22 protein-coding genes, 1 other RNA gene and 2 riboswitches are annotated in these 20,214 nt (G+C 71.9%); of the genes, 11 read left to right on the forward strand and 12 right to left on the reverse strand.

The features are described from left to right. Positions 1-57 precede the first annotated feature (57 nt). Both ABL310_RS20200 and ABL310_RS20205 read right to left on the reverse strand, forming a co-directional pair. Positions 58-2,859: a DNA translocase FtsK gene (locus ABL310_RS20200; protein WP_349368795.1), complete on the reverse strand. Its 2,802-nt coding sequence runs from the start codon at positions 2,857-2,859 to the stop codon at positions 58-60. A gap of 49 nt (positions 2,860-2,908) precedes the next feature. After that, complete coding sequence (locus tag ABL310_RS20205; RefSeq protein WP_349368796.1) at positions 2,909-3,520, reverse strand: GNAT family N-acetyltransferase; 612 nt, start codon at positions 3,518-3,520, stop codon at positions 2,909-2,911. 265 nt (positions 3,521-3,785) lie between these two features. Here ABL310_RS20205 and ABL310_RS20210 point away from each other — a divergent pair, with 265 nt between their 5' ends. Then, entirely contained in the window at positions 3,786-4,226 is a 441-nt protein-coding gene (locus ABL310_RS20210; RefSeq protein ID WP_349368797.1) for a MarR family transcriptional regulator, read from the forward strand. Between the two features lie 6 nt (positions 4,227-4,232). Here ABL310_RS20210 and ABL310_RS20215 read toward each other — a convergent pair whose 3' ends face one another. After that, on the reverse strand, positions 4,233-4,721 hold the full coding sequence (locus ABL310_RS20215; protein ID WP_349368798.1) for a hypothetical protein: 489 nt from the start codon (positions 4,719-4,721) through the stop codon (positions 4,233-4,235). A 511-nt stretch (positions 4,722-5,232) separates the two neighbouring features. Between ABL310_RS20215 and ABL310_RS20220 the strand changes: the two genes are divergently transcribed. The 4 genes from ABL310_RS20220 (at position 5,233) to ABL310_RS20235 (ending at position 8,395) form a co-directional block, all read left to right on the forward strand. Next, entirely contained in the window at positions 5,233-5,475 is a 243-nt protein-coding gene (locus ABL310_RS20220; protein WP_349368799.1) for a lipoprotein, read from the forward strand. Positions 5,476-5,485: 10 nt separating this feature from the next. Continuing rightward, positions 5,486-6,754 carry a diaminopimelate decarboxylase gene (gene lysA / locus ABL310_RS20225; RefSeq protein WP_349368800.1) on the forward strand — a complete coding sequence of 423 codons (1,269 nt, stop codon included), beginning with the start codon at positions 5,486-5,488 and terminating at the stop codon, positions 6,752-6,754. 66 nt (positions 6,755-6,820) lie between these two features. Further along, positions 6,821-7,369, forward strand: coding sequence for a hypothetical protein (locus tag ABL310_RS20230; RefSeq protein ID WP_349368801.1), 549 nt, complete (start codon positions 6,821-6,823; stop codon positions 7,367-7,369). A 117-nt stretch (positions 7,370-7,486) separates the two neighbouring features. Next, positions 7,487-8,395, forward strand: a complete 909-nt coding sequence (locus ABL310_RS20235) for a DMT family transporter (protein ID WP_349368802.1) — start codon at positions 7,487-7,489, stop codon at positions 8,393-8,395. 9 nt (positions 8,396-8,404) lie between these two features. On the opposite strand, the gene ABL310_RS20240 is transcribed toward ABL310_RS20235, so the two are convergent. The 3 genes from ABL310_RS20240 to ABL310_RS20250 all read right to left on the reverse strand — a co-directional run bounded on the left by ABL310_RS20240 (position 8,405) and on the right by ABL310_RS20250 (position 11,011). After that, positions 8,405-9,643: a site-specific DNA-methyltransferase gene (locus ABL310_RS20240; protein ID WP_349372097.1), complete on the reverse strand. Its 1,239-nt coding sequence runs from the start codon at positions 9,641-9,643 to the stop codon at positions 8,405-8,407. A 268-nt stretch (positions 9,644-9,911) separates the two neighbouring features. Further along, positions 9,912-10,307 carry a DUF5615 family PIN-like protein gene (locus ABL310_RS20245; protein ID WP_349368803.1) on the reverse strand — a complete coding sequence of 132 codons (396 nt, stop codon included), beginning with the start codon at positions 10,305-10,307 and terminating at the stop codon, positions 9,912-9,914. Next, on the reverse strand, positions 10,304-11,011 hold the full coding sequence (locus ABL310_RS20250; protein ID WP_349368804.1) for a hypothetical protein: 708 nt from the start codon (positions 11,009-11,011) through the stop codon (positions 10,304-10,306). Before ABL310_RS20250 ends, ABL310_RS20245 begins: the two co-directional genes overlap by 4 nt. A 105-nt stretch (positions 11,012-11,116) precedes the next feature. On the opposite strand from ABL310_RS20250, the gene ABL310_RS20255 reads away from it, so the two are divergent. The 3 genes from ABL310_RS20255 (at position 11,117) to ABL310_RS20265 (ending at position 14,632) form a co-directional block, all read left to right on the forward strand. Further along, positions 11,117-12,069 (forward strand): IS630 family transposase gene (locus ABL310_RS20255; RefSeq protein WP_349368028.1). Its coding sequence is split into 2 segments (ribosomal slippage): positions 11,117-11,459 and positions 11,459-12,069, totalling 954 coding nucleotides; the frame shifts between segments, so codons are not numbered across the junction. A 213-nt stretch (positions 12,070-12,282) separates the two neighbouring features. Beyond that, positions 12,283-13,260 (forward strand): acetyl-CoA carboxylase, carboxyltransferase subunit beta, encoded by a 978-nt coding sequence (gene accD, locus ABL310_RS20260; RefSeq protein WP_349368805.1) that lies wholly within the window; start codon positions 12,283-12,285, stop codon positions 13,258-13,260. A 46-nt stretch (positions 13,261-13,306) separates the two neighbouring features. Continuing rightward, positions 13,307-14,632 (forward strand): folylpolyglutamate synthase/dihydrofolate synthase family protein, encoded by a 1,326-nt coding sequence (locus ABL310_RS20265; RefSeq protein ID WP_349368806.1) that lies wholly within the window; start codon positions 13,307-13,309, stop codon positions 14,630-14,632. Between the two features lie 28 nt (positions 14,633-14,660). Here the strand turns inward: ABL310_RS20265 and ABL310_RS20270 are convergent, their stop codons facing one another. Continuing rightward, a complete protein-coding gene (locus tag ABL310_RS20270; protein ID WP_349368807.1) occupies positions 14,661-15,086 on the reverse strand; it encodes a type II toxin-antitoxin system VapC family toxin in 426 nt (141 codons plus the stop codon). Then, a complete protein-coding gene (locus ABL310_RS20275; protein WP_349368808.1) occupies positions 15,083-15,331 on the reverse strand; it encodes a plasmid stabilization protein in 249 nt (82 codons plus the stop codon). Before ABL310_RS20275 ends, ABL310_RS20270 begins: the two co-directional genes overlap by 4 nt. Positions 15,332-15,489: 158 nt before the next feature. Between ABL310_RS20275 and ABL310_RS20280 the strand changes: the two genes are divergently transcribed. Next, a complete protein-coding gene (locus tag ABL310_RS20280; RefSeq protein WP_349368809.1) occupies positions 15,490-16,086 on the forward strand; it encodes a septation protein A in 597 nt (198 codons plus the stop codon). 23 nt (positions 16,087-16,109) lie between these two features. Here ABL310_RS20280 and ABL310_RS20285 read toward each other — a convergent pair whose 3' ends face one another. Continuing rightward, the gene (locus ABL310_RS20285; RefSeq protein ID WP_349368810.1) at positions 16,110-16,241 is read right to left on the reverse strand and encodes a hypothetical protein; all 132 of its coding nucleotides are present in this window, start codon (positions 16,239-16,241) and stop codon (positions 16,110-16,112) included. Positions 16,242-16,469: 228 nt separating this feature from the next. Between ABL310_RS20285 and ABL310_RS20290 the strand changes: the two genes are divergently transcribed. Beyond that, the gene (locus ABL310_RS20290) at positions 16,470-17,330 is read left to right on the forward strand and encodes a DUF1206 domain-containing protein (RefSeq protein ID WP_349368811.1); all 861 of its coding nucleotides are present in this window, start codon (positions 16,470-16,472) and stop codon (positions 17,328-17,330) included. A 12-nt stretch (positions 17,331-17,342) separates the two neighbouring features. Here ABL310_RS20290 and ABL310_RS20295 read toward each other — a convergent pair whose 3' ends face one another. From ABL310_RS20295 to ABL310_RS20305, 3 genes are all read right to left on the reverse strand, one after another. Continuing rightward, complete coding sequence (locus tag ABL310_RS20295; RefSeq protein ID WP_349368812.1) at positions 17,343-18,110, reverse strand: N-acetylmuramoyl-L-alanine amidase; 768 nt, start codon at positions 18,108-18,110, stop codon at positions 17,343-17,345. Positions 18,111-18,188: 78 nt separating this feature from the next. Beyond that, complete coding sequence (locus ABL310_RS20300; RefSeq protein WP_349368813.1) at positions 18,189-18,905, reverse strand: DnaJ family molecular chaperone; 717 nt, start codon at positions 18,903-18,905, stop codon at positions 18,189-18,191. Positions 18,906-19,035: 130 nt separating this feature from the next. After that, positions 19,036-19,314, reverse strand: coding sequence for a hypothetical protein (locus ABL310_RS20305; RefSeq protein WP_349368814.1), 279 nt, complete (start codon positions 19,312-19,314; stop codon positions 19,036-19,038). A gap of 167 nt (positions 19,315-19,481) precedes the next feature. Between ABL310_RS20305 and rnpB the strand changes: the two genes are divergently transcribed. After that, positions 19,482-19,863: RNase P RNA component class A (gene rnpB, locus ABL310_RS20310), an RNA gene on the forward strand. A 108-nt stretch (positions 19,864-19,971) separates the two neighbouring features. Beyond that, a riboswitch (glycine riboswitch) is annotated at positions 19,972-20,063 on the forward strand. Position 20,064: 1 nt separating this feature from the next. Then, positions 20,065-20,171, forward strand: a riboswitch (glycine riboswitch). Positions 20,172-20,214: the final 43 nt, after the last annotated feature.

Genomic DNA, 20,214 nt, shown 5'->3' on the forward strand with positions numbered 1-20,214 from the left:
CGCGCCCCCATAGAGGCCGGCTGTGGCGAAACGGGGGCTCGGCGGCCCGGTTCCCCGTCACGGCTCGTCGTCGTCCTCGGCGCCGCCGCCGCGGCCGGGGCTCTCCATCAGGATCTCGCGCTTGCCGGCGTGGTTCGCGGGGCCGACGATGCCCTCGCGCTCCATGCGCTCCATCAGCGAGGCGGCGCGGTTGTAGCCGATCTGGAGCCTGCGCTGGATATAGGAGGTCGAGGCCTTCTTGTCGCGCAGGACCACCGCCACCGCCTGGTCGTAGACGTCGCCGCCGGGATCGCCGAAGGCGCCCTTGTCGAAGACCGCGCCGTCGTCCCCGCCGCCGCCCGCCGCCGCGGCCTCCTCCTCGTCGAGGGTGACCGCGTCGAGATAGGAGGGCCGGCCCTGGCGCTTGAGGTGGCTGACGACGTGCTCGACCTCGTCGTCCGAGCAGAACGGTCCGTGCACGCGGGTGATGCGCCCGCCGCCGGCCATGTGGAGCATGTCGCCCTGGCCGAGCAGCTGCTCGGCGCCCATCTCGCCGAGGATGGTGCGGCTGTCGATCTTGGACGTGACCTGGAAGGAGATGCGGGTCGGGAAGTTCGCCTTGATCGTGCCGGTGATGACGTCCACCGAGGGGCGCTGCGTCGCCATGATCAGGTGGATGCCGGCGGCGCGCGCCATCTGGGCGAGACGCTGGATCGCGCCCTCGATCTCCTTGCCGGCGACCATCATCAGGTCGGCCATCTCGTCGACGATGACGACGATGTAGGGCAGAGGCTGGAGATCCATCTCCTCCTCCTCGTAGATCGCCTCGCCGGTCTCGCGGTCGAAGCCGGTCTGCACCGTGCGGGTGATCACCTCGCCGCGCTCCACCGCCTCGACGACGCGGGCGTTGAAGCCGTCGATGTTGCGCACGCCGACCTTCGACATCTTCCTGTAGCGATCCTCCATCTCGCGCACCGCCCATTTCAGCGCGACGACGGCCTTCTTCGGGTCGGTCACGACCGGCGAGAGGAGGTGGGGAATGCCGTCGTAGATCGACAATTCGAGCATCTTCGGGTCCACCATGATCAGGCGGCACTGCTCGGGCGTGTGCCGGTAGAGCAGCGACAGGATCATGGTGTTGATCGCCACCGACTTGCCCGAGCCGGTGGTGCCGGCGACCAGCAGGTGGGGCATCTTGGCGAGGTCGGCGATCACCGGCTCGCCGCCGATGGTCTTGCCGAGGCACAAAGCCAGCTTGTGCTTCGTCGCCTCGAAATCGTGGGAGGCGAGGAGCTCGCGCAGGTACACCGTCTCGCGCTTGGCGTTGGGCAATTCGATGCCGATGGCGTTGCGGCCGGGCACGACGGCGACGCGGGCGGAGACCGCGGACATCGAGCGGGCGATGTCGTCGGCGAGCGAGATCACGCGGCTCGACTTCGTGCCCGGCGCGGGCTCGAGCTCGTAGAGCGTCACGACCGGGCCCGGGCGCACGTTGATGATCTCGCCGCGCACGCCGAAATCCTCCAGCGTCGATTCGAGCAGGGTGGCGTTCTGCTCCAGCGCCTCGGCGGACACGGCGGGCGTGCCGGAGCGCTTCGGCTCGGCCAGCAGCTGGAGCGGGGGCAGCTCGTAGTCGCTCTCGTCGAGGAAGTTCGGCTGGGCCTCGCGCTTGATGCGCTTGCCGGGCTTGAGCGCGGCGACCGGCATCTGCACGCGCGAGGAGGCGGGCTCCTCGGGCGGCGCGTCGGCGGTGGGCTCGTCGTCGTCTTCCTCGTCGTCGTAGACCGGCTCCGGCTCGGGGGCCTTGGCGCGCGAGGGCCTCGCGGGCGCGGGCTTCGCCGGAGCGGCGGCCGGCCTGGCGCGCGCCGGCGCGGGGCGGGGCGCGGGCTCCTCGTCCCAGGGCGCGGCGTCGTCCTCGTCGTCGTAGGAGGCCTCGCCGTACCCCTCGTCGGCGTCTTCCTCCTCGTAGGCCGGCTGCGGCGCGGGGCGTGGGGGCGCGGGCCGGCGCGGCGCCTCGCGGCGGGGCGGCGGCGGGTAGTCGTCGTCGAGCACCGGCTCGCGGCGGGCGGGGCCGGCGAAGGCGTAGTCGTCCTCCCGGCGCGGGGCGAGGAGGGCCGCACGCACGAGCGCGAAGCCGCGCCGCAGGGCGCCGCGCGCGCTCATGATCCCGTGCGCCACGGCGCCGAGGAAGACGAGCGCGGCGCCCGGATCGTCCTCCCGGTTCGGCTCGTCGAGATCGTCGAGGTCGATGGGCCCGCGGCGGCGTGGCGGGGCGATCTCGGGCTCGGCCTCGTCCTCCTCGTCCGGATCGGCGAAGCCGTAGCCGCAGGCGGCGGTGAGCGCGAGGATCGCGACCGCGGCGAAGACGAAGCCGACCAGGGCGGCCGCCGGGCCGGTCGAGATGCCGGTGACGGTCTTCACCGCGCCGAGCAGCGCGTCGCCGAAGACGCCGCCGAGGCCCGTCGGCAGGGGCCAGCGCGCCGTCGCCGGCAGCGAGGAGGCGACCGCCGTCGCGGCGCCGGCGCCGACGACGAGGAGGCCGATCCGCAGGGCGAGCCGCGACAGCGCGCCCTCGCGCATCAGCTGCCAGCCCCACAGGGCGAGCGGCGCGATGAGCGCGATGGCGCCGAGCCCGATCAGCTGCATCACGAGGTCGGCGGCCACCGCCCCGGGGAACCCGAGCAGGTTGCGCACCGGCGCGTCGGTGGCGTGGTTGAGGCTCGGGTCCTCCACCGACCAGGTGGCGAGCGCGAGCGCCATGGCGAGCGCGACGGCGAAGAGCGCGAACCCGCTCGTCTCGGCGAGGCGGCGGCGCAGGAATCCGCGCAGCGCGTCCTTGAGTTCGTCGGCGGGAGAGGGGGCGCGGCGTCTTGCGGGCATGATCCGGTCGATGCGTGATGGGCGACGGCCGGAGGGTAGGCGGGGCGAGTTAAGGGGCGCTTAACCAAGCCGGTCGTGTCTGCGGCGTCCACGTCCCCATCCACCCCGCCAGATCCCCCATCCGCTCGGCCACCAGCGTCAGCGGCGTCGGCGGGTCGAGGTCGAGGACGCCCTCGATCTCGTCGTCGACGAAGCGCAGCGCGACGCCCAGGCGGCGGGCCAGGGCGTGCATGGCGACGTTGTGGGCGAGGCAGCGGACGTGGACGCGCGAAACGCCGCGATTGCGGGCGCAGACGAGGGCGCGGGCGAAGAGGCGGGCGCCGACGCCGCGCTGGCGCAGGGAGCGCTCGACGCTGAAGGCGGCCTCGGCCTCGCGCCGGCCGGGCTCGAGCCGCAGCTCGGCGAGGCCGATCACCCGCGCGTCGGACAGCGAGCCCTGCACCGCGCCGATCAGCACGTGCCGGCCGAGCAGAAGCGCGCGGGGCGCGAACGCCTCTGCGACGTGCCGGTCGATGGCCGCGTCGCCGATCGTTCCGGAGAACCTGAGCCGGCGCTGCTCGGGCTCGAGGCGAAGCAGGTGATCGCGGCAGGCGCGGGCGTCGAGCGGCCCGAGCCGGCGCAAGGCGATCGGGGGAAGCGATTCGGGGCTTTCGGGAGGCATCGAGGGGCTCCGGCGGCGTTCGGGGGCGCGAGCCCGGCCCGAGAGCGTCTCCTGCGCGGCGCGCCCGTGTCTGCCGACGGGTTCCGACGCTGCGCCGCGACAACGATACGGCATCCGCCGCGTTCCGGATCGGCGGCGCGACGCCGCGGGGGCGCTGGAAAGCCGGCGCGGCAGCGGCTAGGAGGAACGGGGCCGTTACGAGCCGCCGAAGAGTGACGCCGTGCCAGACCGCGATCCCCCCGAGCATTCCCCCCTGACGCGCCGCGTGACCGAGCTCGTCCTCGCCGTCTTCCGCGCCAACGGCGCCTTCCTCGCGGCGGGGGACGCGCTCGTGGCCGATCTCGGGCTCACCAGCGCGCGTTGGCAGGTGCTCGGCGCGGTGAGCCTCGCCGGCCGTCCCCTCACGGTGGCGCAGGCCGCGCGGCGCATGGGCCTCACCCGCCAAGCGGTGCAGCGGGTCGCCAACGACCTCGCCGCGATCGGGCTCGTCGCCTACGAGGACAATCCCGACCACAAGCGCGCCAAGCTGATCCGCCTCACCGATCGCGGCGAGGCGGTCTACGCCGAGGCCGACCGCCGCCAGATCGCCTGGGCGCGCGGCCTCGCCGAGGGGCTCTCCGACGCCGAGGTCGAGCGGGCGCTCGCATTGGTGCGCCGGCTCGAGGGCCGCGCCGAGCCCGAGGCGGGCGACGACCCGGAGACCTGAGCGGCCTCAGCCGCGCTGGGCCGCGGTCCCGCCCGGCTCGCGCGCCGGACGGCGGATACGGCCGGTCATGCGCAGGCCGTCGCGCATGTTGAGGCCGAGCAGCGTGAGGTTCACGGCGCCCCCGGCGAGCTCGAGCGCCTGCAGGCCGACGAACAGCGCGCCGAAATCGCCCGCGCTCGCGAGCCGATCGAGGATCACGGCGCAGGGAACGAGGATCAGCAGGCCGTTCGCGGCGATGAACGGCATGCGCCGCTTCTTGGCGCGCGCCAGCCCGCCCGTCGCCTTGCCGCCGAGGCGCATGCCCGTGGCGCCCGCGAGCGCCAGCGCCGGGACGAGGATCGCGAGGCCGGCGAGAATCGCGCGCTTGACCGCGGCGATCTGCGCCGGCCCGCCGAGGAGCTCGACGGCGACGGTGCTGGTCCAGAAGGCGAGGATCGTCAGGAAGGCGAGGCTCGCCGCGAATGCGTGGATGCGGGTGATGACGGGACGGGACATGGCGGATCTCCGATCGTTCGAGATGGGCAGTAGATAGTCATTTTGACATCGTGTTGTCTAATTGGGATCGATGCGTATGCGGCAGGCGAGGCAGCCTCTCTCCCGCGCGGCTGGTCGTCTTTCGGATCTCCAATGGCGAGACGCTTCTGCACGCCCCTCGCCCCCGACCCCTCTCCACGAGGGCTCCTCGGTGCACACATTTCCTTCAGTCGAGCGTCGGCGACCGCGTGCTCGGGGAGCGGACGAGCGGCGCTCGTCTTTCCTTCCCTGTAGGGGAAGGAGAAGGCTCGGCGCCCGTCGAGCAGCTCCGCGACCTCGCTCGTCCTCGGCTGCCAGCGGCGCGGAACGATGCGTGAAACGACCAGCCGCAGGGGAGAGGGCAGACCGGCGGCGGCCCGCATCCAGGGGCGAGCATGGCGATCCCCCCGGGCGAGCGACCGGAGCCGTCCGCGACCCTCTCGCCAGCCCGCGCGATCTGTGCTTTACGTGCCACGATCCGGCGGAGGGCGACATGCGGGCGAACAGGGTTGGCGTCAGTCTGGTGGTTCTGGTGGCGGCCTCGCTCGCGCTGACGGCCTGCGGCCGGCGCGGCGCGCTGCAGCCGCCGCCGCAGGCGGGGCCGGCGCCCCTCGCGGACGAGGCGGCCGTGCCCTCCGATCCGCTCGTCTCGCTGCCCGCGCCGGGCGCGCGCGAGCCCGAGACCGTGCCCGTCGCGCAGCCGGACCGACCCTTCCTCCTCGATTTCCTCCTCTGAGCCTGCCGCGATGCACCATTTCGCCTATCGGGACGGCCTGATGCACGCCGAGGACGTCTCGCTGGAGACGATCGCGGCCGCCGTCGGCACGCCCTTCTACTGCTATTCGACGGCGACGCTGGAGCGGCACTACGACGTCTTCGCCGCCGCCTTCGCCGACATGGACGCGCTCGTCTGCTACGCCATGAAGGCGAACTCGAACCAGGCGGTGCTGAAGACGCTCGCCCGCCGCGGCGCGGGGATGGACATCGTCTCGGAGGGCGAGCTGCGCCGTGCGCTCGCCGCCGGCGTTCCGGGCGAGCGCATCGTCTTCTCCGGCGTCGGCAAGACCCGCGCGGAGATGGAGGCGGCGCTCGCCGCACGCATCCTGTGCTTCAACGTCGAGAGCGAGCCCGAGCTCGACGCGCTCTCCGCGGTCGCGACCGAGATGGGCGTCGAGGCGCCGATCTCGATCCGCGTCAACCCGGACGTCGACGCGAAGACCCACGCCAAGATCTCGACGGGCAAGTTCGACAACAAGTTCGGCATCCCGATCTCCCGCGCCAGGGAGGTCTACGCCCGCGCCGCGGCGCTGCCGGGGATCGCGATCACCGGCGTCGACATGCACATCGGCAGCCAGATCACGGACCTCGCGCCCTTCGACAACGCGACCCAGCTCGTCGCCGAGCTGGCCCGCGACCTGATGGCCGAGGGCCACCCGCTGCATCACATGGATCTCGGCGGCGGGCTCGGCGTGCCCTATCGCGAGGACGTCGAGCCGCCGCCCGCGCCTTCCGTCTTCGCCGAGACGATCAAGCGCCACACCAAGGGGCTCGGCCTCACGCTGCTCTTCGAGATCGGCCGCATGATCGCCGGCAACGCGGGCATCCTGGTCACGCAGGTGGTCTACGTGAAGGAGGGCGAGAAGAAGACCTTCGTCATCGTCGACGCCGCGATGAACGACCTCATCCGCCCGACGCTCTACGAGGCGCATCACGACATCAAGCCCGTGCGCCAGGCGGTGGAGGACGCCCCGCGGCGCATCGTCGACGTGGTGGGCCCGGTCTGCGAGACCGGGGACTACCTGGCGCAAGCGCGCCAGATGCCGGAGGTCGCGCCGGGCGAGCTCCTGGCGATCATGACGGCGGGGGCCTACGGCGCGGTTCAGGCCTCCACCTACAACACGCGCCTGCTGGTGCCGGAGGTGCTGGTCTCCGGCGATCGCTACGCCGTGGTGCGCCCGCGCGAGAGCTACGACGACCTGATCGGCCGCGACAGCGTGCCGGCCTGGCTCGACTGAACATCGACGCGCGTCCCCGCGTTGGCCTCGCGATCGATGCGAGACCACCAGCGACGAGGGGACGACATGGCCCGTGAGCCGAAAGCCGCGAACCGGAAGCCGTCGGGGGCGAAGACGTCCGGGACGAAGTCCGGCGGGACGAAAGCCGCGACCGGCGTCAGCAAGGCGACGGCGAGCAAGTCCGCGCCGGAGAAGCCGCGCACCAGCCCGCAGACGCCCGCCGACGCCACCGAGCGTCCGCCGACGCCGGACATGGCGCCCCACGCTTCCGCCGAGCGGATGACGGGCGACCACGCGCCGCCGGACGACCCGCGGCCGAACCCGGCCATGCTCAAGGCCGACGTCAATTCCGGCCGCACCGCCGACAAGAACGAGGTCTTCGACCCCGGCATGTCGATGCTCGGCACCGACGACGAGGTCGCCGGCCACCCGGCTTCGCCCGAGCGCATCCGCATGGCCCGCGAGCAGGAGACCTCCCGCTCGACCGCCGGCGCGGCCCAGGAGCCGCGGGCGAATATCGGCCGGACCGGGCGCGGGCGCGTGGTGACCGGGTTCGTCATCGGGATCGTGCTCTTCGCGGTGCTGTTCGCGCTGATCCTGCTCGGCGCAGGCTAGCGCGGGCGCGCCGCGTCCGGACCGCCGCGGATGTCCACCGCCGGATTTCCACTCGGGGGATTGATGCTCTAGGTAGGGGCACGCGCCGCATCCCCGGCGTGGTGCTCCGAGCCGCCGATGCCCGCCTCCGCCCCGTCCTCCGTTCTCGGCGCCGCGCTCGCGCTCGGCTCGGCCGTGTCCTACGGCCTCAACATCGTGCTCGCCCGGCTCGTCGCCGATGCGGGGGTGGCCGGCGTCTCGCTGGTCTTCTACCGAACGGCGGTGGTGGTCGTGCTCGTCGCGGCGGCGATCGGGCTGTGGCGGCAGGCCGTGGCGGTGCCGCGGGAGCGCTGGCCGATCATGGCGGTGCTGGTCGTCTCCAGCATCCTGATCGCGGTCTGCTACATCTCGGCCATCGTCTTCGTGCCGGTGACCGTCGCGGCGGTGATCTTCTACACCTTCCCGGTGCTGATCGTGCTGGCCAGCCCCTTCGTCGAGGGGCGGCGGCTGACGGCGGCGCTGCTTTGCGTCGCCGCGCTCGCCTTCGTCGGCGTCGCCCTGGTGGTGGGACCCGCCTTCGAGGCGCTCGACTGGCGCGGCATCGCGCTCGCCGGTCTCGCCAGCGCGGCGGCGGCGACGCAGTTCTTCGCCGGCGTGCGCGCCCGCGACCTGCCGCTCGCCACCAAGGTGTTCTGGATCAACACGCTCACCCTGCCGGCGAGCCTCGCCATCGCGCTGGCGTTCGGCGTGATGAGCCCACCGGGCGACCTGATGCTCGCGCCCGTGGTCGTGGGGCTCGGCGTCGTGACCTTCATCGCCGCCTTCACCCTGCAATTCCTGGCGCTGGCGCGCGCCAACGCGGTGGCGGCGGGGCTGTCCTTCTGCATCGAGCCGGTGGTCGCCGCCATGGGCGCGGCGCTGCTCCTGGGGGAGCGGCTCGATCTCGTGCAGATCCTCGGCGTGGCGCTGGTGATCGGCGCCATCGCCGGCAACGTGCTGCTCGAGAGCCGCCGGGAGGCGCGGCTGCGCGCCCGCGCCGCCGGGTGACGTCTCGTATCAGGCCGCCATCGTCGCCCGCAGCCGCGACCGGAAGGCGTCGATGAGGACGAGACCGTCCTCGCGCTCGGCGTGCCAGAAGGTCCAGCCGTTGCAGGCCGGGAGCCCCTGCGCCAGGGCGCCGATCTTGTGGATCGAGCCGACGATCTGGCCGAGCGCCAGGTTGCCGTCGGGGCGCACCACGGCGCGATGGCGGCGGCGCCCGCAGATCAGGCTCTCGCCCGGGCGCACGAACCCGCTCTCGACCAGCGAGAGGAAGGGCACCCTCGGCTCGGCCCGCTTCTCCGGCGCGGCGGCGATGGCCTCCGGCGAGAGCGGCTCGACGGCGTCGATGCGCGCCTGCGCGGCGGCGGCGTAGCCGGGATCGCGCTCGATGCCGACGAAATGCCGGCCGAGCTTCTTCGCCACCGCCCCCGTCGTGCCGGTGCCGAAGAACGGGTCGAGCACCACGTCGCCGGGACTGGACGAGGAGAGCAGCACGCGCGCGAGCAGCGCCTCCGGCTTCTGCGTCGGGTGCAGCTTGTCGCCGTTGCCGTCCTTGAGCCGCTCGCCGCCGGTGCAGAGCGGGATGAACCAGTCCGAGCGCATCTGCAGGTCGTCGTTGCCGCCCTTCAGCGCATCGTAGTGGAAGGTGTAGCCCTTCGCGTCCGCCCCGCGCGAGGCCCAGATCAGGGTCTCGTGGGCGTTGGTGAAGCGCTTGCCGCGGAAGTTCGGCATCGGGTTGGCCTTGCGCCAGACGACGTCGTTGAGGACCCAGAAGCCCTCGTCCTGCAGGGCCGCGCCGACGCGGAAGATGTTGTGGTAGGAGCCGATGACCCACAAAGTCGCGGACTTCTTCATCACGCGCCGCACGGCCTTGAGCCAGGCGCGGGTGAAGGCGTCGTACTCGGCGAAGCTCGCGAACTTGTCCCAGTCGTCGTCGACGGCGTCGACGAGGCTCTGGTCCGGGCGCGTCAGCGCGTTCTCGAGCTGGAGATTGTAGGGCGGGTCGGCGAAGACGAGGTCCACGCTCTCCGCCGGAAGCCGGTCGAGAGCGGCGATGCAGTCGCCCACGAAGATCCGGTCGCGGATCGCGTCGCGGATCGTCTCGACGCCGTCGAGGCGCGGCTTGCGCGCCGGGATTGCGATTGTGTCGGAGGGAACCGAAATCCCCATCCGGGGCGCCGACGCGGACCGCCCGGTACGCGAAACAAGTTTCCGGGCGGCGGCGCCGGCGACCCCGGTACGCGAGGTACCCATGGCCATGCACCGTTACTCGACTGAACGAGTGCGAGAATGCGCGGATCAGGGTAAAGATCGCGTTGCCGGGATCGAGAAAACGCGTCCCGGTTTGGGGCTGCAACTTTTGCCTAGCTATTGAAACCAAAGGCTTTTTTCGGTTAACGCGGGTTAGGCCGACCGCGTTCGGCGCCCCTCGCCGGACGCCCGCGGCGGAACTTCTTCGCCCCGCCCCCGCGCCCCGCGATCCCGACGCCGTCCCCGAACCGGCGATGCGCGCCCCGCCCGCTCATTTCAGCTGCTTCAGCCGCGTGCTCGTCATCGGAAGCTCGAACATGGCCCCGCCCTCGACGCTGTCCGCGAGTCGCTCGATCGCATCCCACAAGGCGAGGATGCGCTCCGCCTGCTTGGTGACGCGGCTCTTGGTGACGCCCGCCGACAGGAAGACGCCGACGAGACGCGAAGCGCGGAACGCGTTGTACTCGGCGCGCTTCTTGGTGATCTGCCGGTCGCCCGAGATGATCACCCAGCGCCCTTCGCGGCTGAGGGTGCCGATCCACTCCAGGTCCGTGACACGCGGACCGAACTTGTCCCGCAGGTGTACGATCTCGTGCTCTCCAGCGAATAGGGCGTCGAGCGCGCGGGCGAGCGCGGGGGGCAGATGCTCGTCGAGCAGGACCTTCACGCCGCCGCCAAGGACGCTTCGTACCGCACCGCGTCGCGGACGACGCTCGGCGCGACGTCGTAGAGCCGCGCGACCTTCGCCTCCGATTCCTCGGCGCGCACCGCGTCCGCCAAGGCGACAGTGGGCACGCCTCCCTGGGCGGTAATCGGCTTTCCGAAGGCGCGCGTCGGATCGATGACGATGCTGGCGCGCCCCTGGTAGGGCCGCCAGCGCACGACCGCGTCGTCCTCGATGTCGAGGTCCTTGAAGGTTCGGTCGACCACGTCCCGGAAAACGTATTGCCGGTCCCCCAGGTCGATCAGCTCCGGGGCATCCGCGTCGCGCACCGTCTCGAGAAAGATCTTCCGCCCGTCCGTTCGGAACCGGCGCGTGGAGAACGGGCGATCGTCCTCGACGTGGGCGCGCGCTGTCTCCAGGCAGGCGCGAATGGCCTGGAGGCTCAGGCCGGCCCGGAGAAAGGCGTCGACGAATCGCAGCTCGACGAGATCGCGGAAGCCGAGCTCGAGGTGGCCGGCCGCGCGCGGCAGCTGCGGCTCCCACAGCGGCCGCTGGACGACGACGACGCCGTCGCGCCGATACGCGCAGCCGCCGAGCCAGCGGTTGATCTTGGCCGGGCTGATGCGCAGGAGGCGCGACGCCTCGCGGGCGGTGTAGACGCCCGTGCCGATCGCCGCCGAAAGGTCGCCTTGGCTCGTCGCAAGCATGCACGCATCCTAGAGCAGATCGCTTCCTGATGGAATCGCGCGGGGGATTCCCTTCGAGGCCAGTTCGTGATTCACGGTAGAGGCTGGCGGAGGAGGCCAGCCGCCATGACGAAGCCCCTCTCGATGGATCTGAGGCAGCGCGTCCTCGCTGCGGTCGATGCCGGCATGAGCCGCCGGGCCGCGGCGGACCGCTTCGGGATCGCGCCGTCCGCGGCGGTGAAGTGGTTCAACCTTCGGCGCGAGACGGGCTCGGTCGCGCCGCGGGCGCAAGGCGGCGACACGCGGTCCGGGCGGATCGAGGCGCTCGGCCCGGTCATCCTCGCGATGGTGGAGGAGGCGCCGGATCTCACCCTCGTCGAGATCGCCGAGCGGCTCGAGCGCGAGCACGGCGAGCGCTTCGCGCCCTCGACGGTGCACCGCTTCTTCGGCCGCCACGGCCTGACGTTCAAAAAAAGTCCGGCCACGCCAGCGAGCAGGACCGCGCCGACGTCGCCGCGGCCCGCGAGGCCTGGTTCGAGGAGCAGCCCGAGCTCGACCCGCAGCGGCTGATCTTCATCGACGAGACCTGGCTCAACACCAAGATGGCGCGGTTGCGGGGCCGCGCCCCCGAAGGCGAGCGCCTGCGCGCCGGCATCCCTCACGGCCATTGGCGCACCACGACCTTCGTGGCCGGGCTCAGGATCGGCGGGATCGACGCGCCGATGCTGATCGACGGCGCGATCAACGCGGCGAGCTTCCTCGCCTACGTCCAGCAGGTCCTGGTTCCGACGCTGAGCCCCGGCGACGTGGTGATCATGGACAACCTCGCCAGCCACAAGACCCCCGCCGTGCGCGAGGCCATCGAGGCGGCCGGAGCCGAGCTGCGCTTCCTGCCGCCCTACAGCCCGGACTTCAACCCCATCGAGAACGCCTTCGCCAAGCTGAAGGCCCTGCTCAGGAAGGTCGCCGCCCGGACGCGCGACGCCCTCTGGAGCGCCGTCGCCGACGCCATCGAAGCCTTCCCGCCAGAGGAATGCGCGAACTTCTTCACCGCAGCAGGATATGAACCCGAGTGGTGAGAATCTGCTCTAGCGCATGGTCGGAACTGGTCCATGCCTCAATCGCCACGCTCGCGCAAGACGGGCTCTCGCGAGGCGTCCCATCCGCCGCCCCCGCCCCCGATTGGCAACGCCTCGCCTTTTGGATTAAGAGAGGCGCCGAAACTTTCCGAGCCCGCACGAGGGCGCGCCAGGGAGCGGGCGACACGCGCGCCCGCGAGGAACAGCCCCGCCATGAACTGGATCTCCGACGTCGTCCGTCCGCGCATCAAGACGCTGTTCAAGCGCGAGACCCCGGACAACCTCTGGATCAAGTGCCCCGACACCGGGCAGATGGTCTTCCACAAGGACGTGGAGGCCAATCTCTGGGTCATTCCCGGCTCGAACCATCACCTGCGCATGAGCGCGCAGGCGCGGCTCGAGAGCGTGTTCGTCGGCGGCTTCGAGGAGATCCCGCTGCCCGACGTCGCCGCCGACCCGCTCAAGTTCCGGGACGAGAAGCGCTACGCCGACCGTCTGAAGGAGAACCGCGCCAAGACCGGCATGCAAGACGCCGTGCGCGTCGCCGTCGGACCGGTGGGTGGGCTTCCGGTCACCGTCGCCGTGCAGGACTTCGCCTTCATGGGCGGCTCGCTCGGCATGGCCGCGGGCGAGGCGATCGTCACCGCGGCCGAGACCGCGCGGGCGCGCCGCACGCCCTTCGTGCTGTTCGTCGCCTCCGGCGGCGCGCGCATGCAGGAGGGCATCCTCTCGCTCATGCAGATGCCGCGCACAACGGTGGCCCTGCGCCGCCTCAAGGAGGCGGGCCTGCCCTACATCGTCGTGCTCACCCACCCGACGACGGGCGGCGTCTCGGCCTCCTACGCCATGCTGGGCGACATCCACATCGCCGAGCCCGGCGCCGTGATCGGCTTCGCCGGGGCGCGCGTGATCGAGCAGACCATCCGCGAGAAGCTGCCCGAGGGCTTCCAGCGCGCGGAATATCTCAAGGAGCACGGCATGGTGGACATGGTCGTCCACCGCCTGGAGCTGAAGGACACGCTCGTCTCGCTCTGCCGCATCCTGATGAAGGCCCCGGCCCTGGAGCCGGCGGCGCCGGCCCCGGCGCCGGTCTCGCTCGAGAAGGCCGCCAGCGCGCCCGACGAGGCGGCGATCGTCGAGCCCGCTTCGAACGAGACCCGCGAACCCGAGACCGAAGGCGCGCGCGGCTGAGGCCGCGCCACCACCTTTCCCCGACCAGACCCGAGAAGGCGCTCCCATGGAGTCCTCCGACGCCATCCTCGCGCGCCTGCTGGCGCTGCACCCGAAGACCATCGACCTGTCGCTGGCGCGCATCGAATCGCTGCTCGCGCGGCTCGGCCATCCCGAGAAGCGCCTTCCGCCGACGATCCACGTCGCCGGCACGAACGGCAAGGGCTCGACCATCGCCTTCATGCGCGCGATCCTGGAGGCCGCCGGCCTCGCCGTGCACGTCTACACCTCGCCGCATCTCGTGCGCTTCCACGAGCGCATCCGCATCGGCCGCCCCGGCGGCGGCGCCTTCGTTCCGGAAGAGCAGCTCGTCGACGTGCTGCGGGAGTGCGAGGAGGCGAACGAGGGCGCGCCCATCACGGTTTTCGAGATCACCACCGCCGCCGCGCTGAAGATCTTCGCCGACGAGCCGGCGGACGTGCTGCTGCTCGAGGTCGGTCTCGGCGGACGGCTCGACGCCACCAACGTGATCGACGAGCCCGCGGCGACGCTGGTGACGCCCATCGGCCTCGACCATGCGGAATATCTCGGCGAGACGGTGGAGAAGATCGCCGCCGAGAAGGCCGGCATCTTCAAGCGCGGCGCCCCCGCCGTGATCGCCCGGCAGGACTACGAGGCGGCCGAGCGCGTGCTCGTCGACACGGCCGAGCGCGTCGGCGCCTCCCTGGTGCGGCTGGGTGGCCAGGACTTCTCGACCCACGAGGAGAACGGCCGGCTCGTGTTCCAGGACGAGGACGGGCTCCTGGACCTGCCGATGCCGCGCCTGCCGGGCGGGCACCAGCTGACCAACGCCGGCCTCGCCGTCGCGGGGCTTCGCGCGGCGGGCTTCTCGCGCCTGCCGGCCGAGGCCTTCGAACGCGGCATGCTCGAGGCCGAGTGGCCGGGCCGGCTGCAACGCCTCACCCGCGGCGTGCTGCCGGCGCTCGCGCCGGAGGGCGCGGAGGTCTGGGTCGACGGCGGCCACAACCCGGACGGCGGGCGCGTCGTCGCCGCCGCCATGGCCGACCGCTCCGAGCGCGCCGACGCGCCGCTCGTGCTCGTCGTCGGCATGCTCGGCACCAAGGACGCGCAGGGATTCCTCAAGAATTTCGCCGGCCTCGCCAAGGAGGCGATCTGCGTGCCGATCCCCTCGCAGATGGCCGCGCGCCCGCCCGAGGAGGTCGCCGCGCTCGCCGCCTCGGTGGGCCTCGTCGCCTCCACCGCGCCGAGCGTCGAGGCGGCGCTCGCCCTCCTCAACGACACGGTCTGGGAGGCCCCGCCGCGGGTGCTGATCTGCGGGTCGCTCTATCTGGCGGGGGCGGTGCTGGCGGCGAACGGGTCGCTGCCGACGTGAGGGTTATCGAAGGATGGAGTGCTCATACCTAGTGAGAAGCACTCCACGGATCGATCACATCGACGCCGCACCCTCGGAAATCGCTGGTATTGCGCGTCGCGACGATGGCGCCGTGAGCGCGAGCAGTGGCGGCGACGAGGCTGTCGAAGCTCGCCACGGGACGGCCGGCGGCACGACGCGCGGCTCGGATCGCCGCGAAATGAATGGCTGCAGCTTCGTCGAACGGCAGCACGCGACCCGCGAAGTCGACAGAGAAAAGCCTTTCGGCGTCTTCCTGCAGCGCGGTCCGACGCCGTCCCATCGGCAGCATGGCCACACCCGAAAGAATCTCCGCCTGAACTATCGTCGTGGTGAAGAGCATGTTTCGCGGTCGAGCATCCACGAACGCAAATACGCGTGGCTCGGGCTCGGCGCGCATCAGCTCCGATACGACGTTGGTATCGAGGACGATCATTCGAAGCTTGGAGGCTCTCTCACTGCCGTGCGCGGCTCGGGCGGCAACTCTACGCCTCCGTAGGGCGCGAATCGGCGGCGGATGGCGGTCGCGAGCCCGCCCTCCTCGTCAATCGGCTCCCTTCCCGCGGCCTCGCAGAGGATCGCGCGCACCTCCGCCTCGAGCGAGCGCCCGTTCCGCGCGGCGCGCGCCCGCAGGGCCTGCGTCTCGGCCTCCGGCAGGTCGTGGACGGTCAACGTGGTCATCGGCTCCGCCCTCCTCGCGCGCGTCCGTCTCGAGAAATGTCGTGCTCGAGAAACGTAGTGCGCCGACGCGCCGCGAGCAACGCGAGAGACGCCCGCCCTCCCCTCTCTGCGACCACCCGCGTCTTGCCCCCGCCGCGGCCTGAGCGTACCGTCCCGCCATGATCCGCACCGAGGACCCCGCGCATCCCGCGCATCTGAACCCGCTCGTCAAGCTCGCCCTCGAGCTCGGGCCGCTCGGGCTGTTCTTCTTCGCCAACCAGCGCTGGGACATCATGACGGCGACGGCGGCGTTCGTCGTCGCCACGTTGGTCGCGCTGGCGATCCACTACGTGCTGGTCAAGCGCCTGCCGATGATGCCGCTCGTCTCGGGCGTGGTGGTGGTGGTCTTCGGCGGGCTGACGCTGATCCTCGCCGACGAGCTGTTCATCAAGCTCAAGCCGACGATCGTGAACTCGCTCTTCGGCGCGGTGCTGCTCGGCGGGCTCTGGTTCGGGAAGTCGCTTCTCACCATCGTGCTCGATTCGGTGTTCAAGCTCACCGACGAGGGCTGGCGCAAGCTCACCTTCCGCTGGGGGCTGTTCTTCTTCTTCCTCGCCGCGCTCAACGAGGTCGTCTGGCGCACGCAGACGACGGACTTCTGGGTGAGCTTCAAGGTCTTCGGCATCATGCCGATCACCCTCGCCTTCGCGCTGGCCCAGACGCCGCTGATCCTGAAGCACGAGGACAAGAGCAGCGACGGCGAGAGCCCGGCGTGATCGGCTGAGCCGACAGGCCGGCCTCAGCCGACCAGCGCGCTCACCAGCCGCTCGAGCCAGGGCGGGGTGAACAGGACGGCGAAGGACGCGGCGCCGATCGTCGTGGCGCAGGCGCCGATCACGGTCTCCAGGCGGTCGTTCTCGCCGTTCTTCATGGCCTCGTCCTCCGAGAGGCGCCGGATGCGCCTGCCGGTCTGTCGGTTCGCGCCGCGCGCGGGTTCATCTCCTCTTCGCGCGCCACGCTCCGAGGGTTACGCGCCGTCGATGTCCCGGCGATGTCGTCCCACGGGTCGCCGCGCGAAACATGCCGTCCGGAACCGTCGCGCCCTCCCCCGACTTGCCCTCCGCGACGCACCGACGCGAACGCGAGAGGAGAGCGCGGCATGGCCAACGCCAATGCTCTGGAGAAAACCGCCCGAGTGGGCTACGCCGCCCGCGGGGTCGTCTACATGCTCGTCGGCGGGCTCGCCGTGATGGCGGCCGTGGGCGCCGGCGGCGAGACCGGCGGCAGCAAGAACGCGCTGGCGAGCCTCCTCGACGAGCCTTTCGGCAAGACGCTCCTCGCGGTCATCGCGCTGGGCCTCCTCGCCTTCGCGCTGTGGCGCGAGGTCGCGGCGCTGAGCGACGCCGACAATCGCGGCACGTCCGGCAAGGGCCTCGCCATCCGCGGCGCGCACGTCATCAGCGGCGTCATCTATCTCGGCCTCGCGGTCTACGCGGCCGGCCTCGCCTTCGGCTGGGCGACGGGCGGCGGCGGCCAGGGCGGAGAGGGCGCGCAGGGCTGGTCCGCCTGGCTCCTGGCGAAGCCCTTCGGGCGCTGGCTGCTGGGGCTCGTCGGCCTCGGCGTCGCCGGCGCGGGCCTCGCCTTCATCGGCCGCGCCTGGACGGGCGACGTGACGAAGCACCTGCACTATGCGCCCCACCAGCGCGGCTGGGTCGTGCCGCTCGGCCGCGCGGGCTTCGCGGCGCGGGGCGTCGTGTTCCTGATCATCGGCGGCTTCCTGGTCGTGGCCGCCTGGCAGTCCCAGTCGAGCGAGGCCCGCGGGCTCGGCGGCGCGCTGCGCACCGTCCAGGAGCAGCCCTACGGCTGGATCCTCCTCGCCCTCGTCGCCGCCGGCCTGTTCGCCTTCGGCGTCTTCGGCCTCGTCCAGGCGGTGTATCGCCGGATCGACGCGCCGGACGTGGAGGAGGCCGCCGGGGACGCCAAGCGGGCGGCGGAGCGCGGCGCGCGGAAGGTGGGGTGAGGCGGGCGCCGATCAGCGCCCACCCCGCGCCGCGATCAAGTCCCGCAAGGTCGTGATCGTCGAGGCGTCCGCCACGCCGTCGACGCGCTCGGGGCGGAAATGGCGCTGGAAGGCGGCGACCACCTGCTCCGTCGTCTCGCCGAAGGCGCCGTCGATCGGCACGCCGTAGCCGTAGAGCGCGAGCATGGCCTGGAGCGCCTCGATCGGCGGGCCTTCCTCGCCGCGCTGGAAGAAGCGCCCGTCGCGGATCGGCGTCGGCGCGACCCAGTGCCCGACGCCCTCCGCCGCGAGGCGCGCCCACGGGAAGGTCTCGCCGGGATCCCGCTTGCGGGCCGGAGCGATGTCGCTGTGCGCGAGCACGCGCTCCGGGCGAATGCCCCAGCGCCCGACGAGATCGCGGCACAGCGCGATCACGGCCGCGATCTGCGCCTCCGGATAGGGCGCGAGCCGCCCTTCCTCGTCGTGGCCGGGATGGGCGATCTCGATGCCGAGCGAGGCGGAGTTCAGGTCGGTCTCGCCGGCCCAGCTCGATACGCCCGCATGCCAGGCACGCCGGCCCTCGGGCACGAGCTGCAGCACGCGCCCGTCCTCGAAGACGAGATAATGGCACGAGACTTCCGAGACCGGATTGCACAGCCATTGCAGCGCCTGCCCGGCGTCGGGCATGCCGGTATAGTGCAGGATCAGCATGTCCGGCCGCCGCCCGTCCCGCCGCTCGCCGTGATTCGGCGAGGGGAAGACCTTCTGGGCGAGGGGGGATTCGGGGGTGGGGTGAGGCATGGGTCGCCGATGATGAGAGGAACGGCTGCGATTTACACCCGATCCGTGGATCGCGTCAGCCTCGACGCGCGCCCCGCGTCACATCCCCCGCTCCCGCTCGATCCGGTCCCACGCCTCGTTCACCGCCGCGAGGCGCCGCGTCGCGATGGCGATGGCTTCGGGGGGGAGGCCGCGGGCGACGGCGCGGTCGGGGTGGATCTCGGCGACGAGGCGGCGGTAATGGCTCTTGAGCGCCGCGTCGTCCATCTCGCGCGTCGCGCCGACGACGACGTAGGGATCGTCCTTGCGGGCGACGTGGCGGGCGGCGACGCGCTCGAAGCGCGCCGCGTCGAAGCCGAAGATCGCGGCGACGTCGCCCAGGAAGGCGAACTCGCGCTCGTGCACGGCGCCGTCGGCGGCGGCGATGAGGAAGAGGCCGTCGAGCACGTCCTCGAGCAGGCCGGGCTCGTCGGAGAGGAGATCGCGCATCTGGCGGGCATAGGCCTGGTAGCCGTCGCTGGTGCGGCTCGCGAGGTCGAACAGGGCCTCGACCCGCTCGCGATCGGCCTCGTCCACTTCGACGATGCGCCGGAAGGCCTCGCGCTCGGAGCGCATGACGACGCCGTCGGCCTTGGCCATCTTGGCGGCGAGCGCGACGAGGCCCGTGGTGAACACCACGTCCTTCGGCGTCGGCCCGAAGGGCGCGCCCTCGCGGTCCACCAGCACGTGGCCGATGACGGCGCCGATGAGCGCCCCGATCGGCCCGCCGATCAGGAAGCCGATGCCGAACCCGCCGAGCTTGCCCCAGACGCTCATCCGCCGCGCCCTCCCGAATCGGGCGCGAGCCTAGAGCAGTTTCCGGCCCGAGCGCAAAAGTGAAGGGCCCGGGAACGGGTCCCGGGCCCTCGCCGGCTCGCGACGACGTCGCGGCCGTGCGCTGCGCGCGTCAGCGCGGATAGCAATAGCCGTCGCGGGCGAGGAAGTAGCCGCGCGGGCAGCCCGTCGCGGACGGAGCCGTGCCGGCTCCGATGATGGCGCCCGCACCCGCGCCGAGGGCGCCGCCGACGAGCGCGCCCTCGCCGCCGTCGACCGCGGCGCCGATGGCCGCGCCGGACGCGCCGCCGATCAGCGCGCCGCCCACGGCGCGCTCGCCCGGGGTGGTGCAGGCGCCCACGGCGAGCGCCAGGAAGCCGGCGACGAGCAGGGTCATGAAGCGCTTGAACATGTGATCTCCTCCCAGAGAGCCCGGCTTCCCGGGCGGTGAAATCCGACGCGAAACGCGAGTTCGAAGGACTCCGTTCCCCACCGTCGTCGGATCGCCGCGCGAAAAGGTTCGCTTTCCTCACCGCCGCGGCTTGACGCGGGGGGCTCGTCGACGCCACATCCCGATCGTCAGTCGGCCGGGCGGCCGCTCCGCGCTCGCGCGGGGAGGAAAGTCCGGGCTCCACGGAGACACGGTGCCGGATAACGTCCGGCGGGGGCGACCCCAGGGATAGCGCCACAGAAAGCAGACCGCCGCGACCTCGGTCGCGGTCAGGGTGAAAGGGTGCGGTAAGAGCGCACCGCGGGACCGGCAACGGCGCCCGGCACGGCAAGCCCCACCGGGAGCAAAACCGAATAGGGACGACACGGCGTCTCGCCAGGGCCCGTCTCCAGGCCTCGTCGTCCGGGTTGGTTGCACGAGGCGGCCGGCGACGGCCGCCCCAGATGAATGGTCGCCCATCGCGGGCTTCGCCCGCGTGGACAGAACCCGGCTTACAGGCCGGCTGACGCTTCCTTTCGGGCAGCAGCCCTGCATCCGCAGCATGCAATGCTGCTCGGCATTCGCGCACCGGCCGCGATTGACTTCACCGGAGCCGGTACTAAAACGACATTCAGCTGTACGATCCCCGCGGGAGAGGCCGGGCCCCCGAGCCCGGCGCCGAAGGCGCAACCGCCCCGGAAACGCTCAGGCAAAAGGACCGCGGGGAGCTGGCACTCTGGAAAGCGGCGGGGCTCGCGCCTCGCCCACCGAAGGGCGTAACCGTTCGCGCGACCCCAGCGGGACCGCGGCGGGAAATCTCTCAGGTCGACGACAGAGGGGGCGCGCAACGGAGGCTCGAGAGGGTCGTCGGCGCGTCCTGTC

Origin of the sequence: Salinarimonas sp., assembly GCF_040111675.1 — a bacterium.
Lineage (GTDB): Bacteria > Pseudomonadota > Alphaproteobacteria > Rhizobiales > Beijerinckiaceae > Salinarimonas.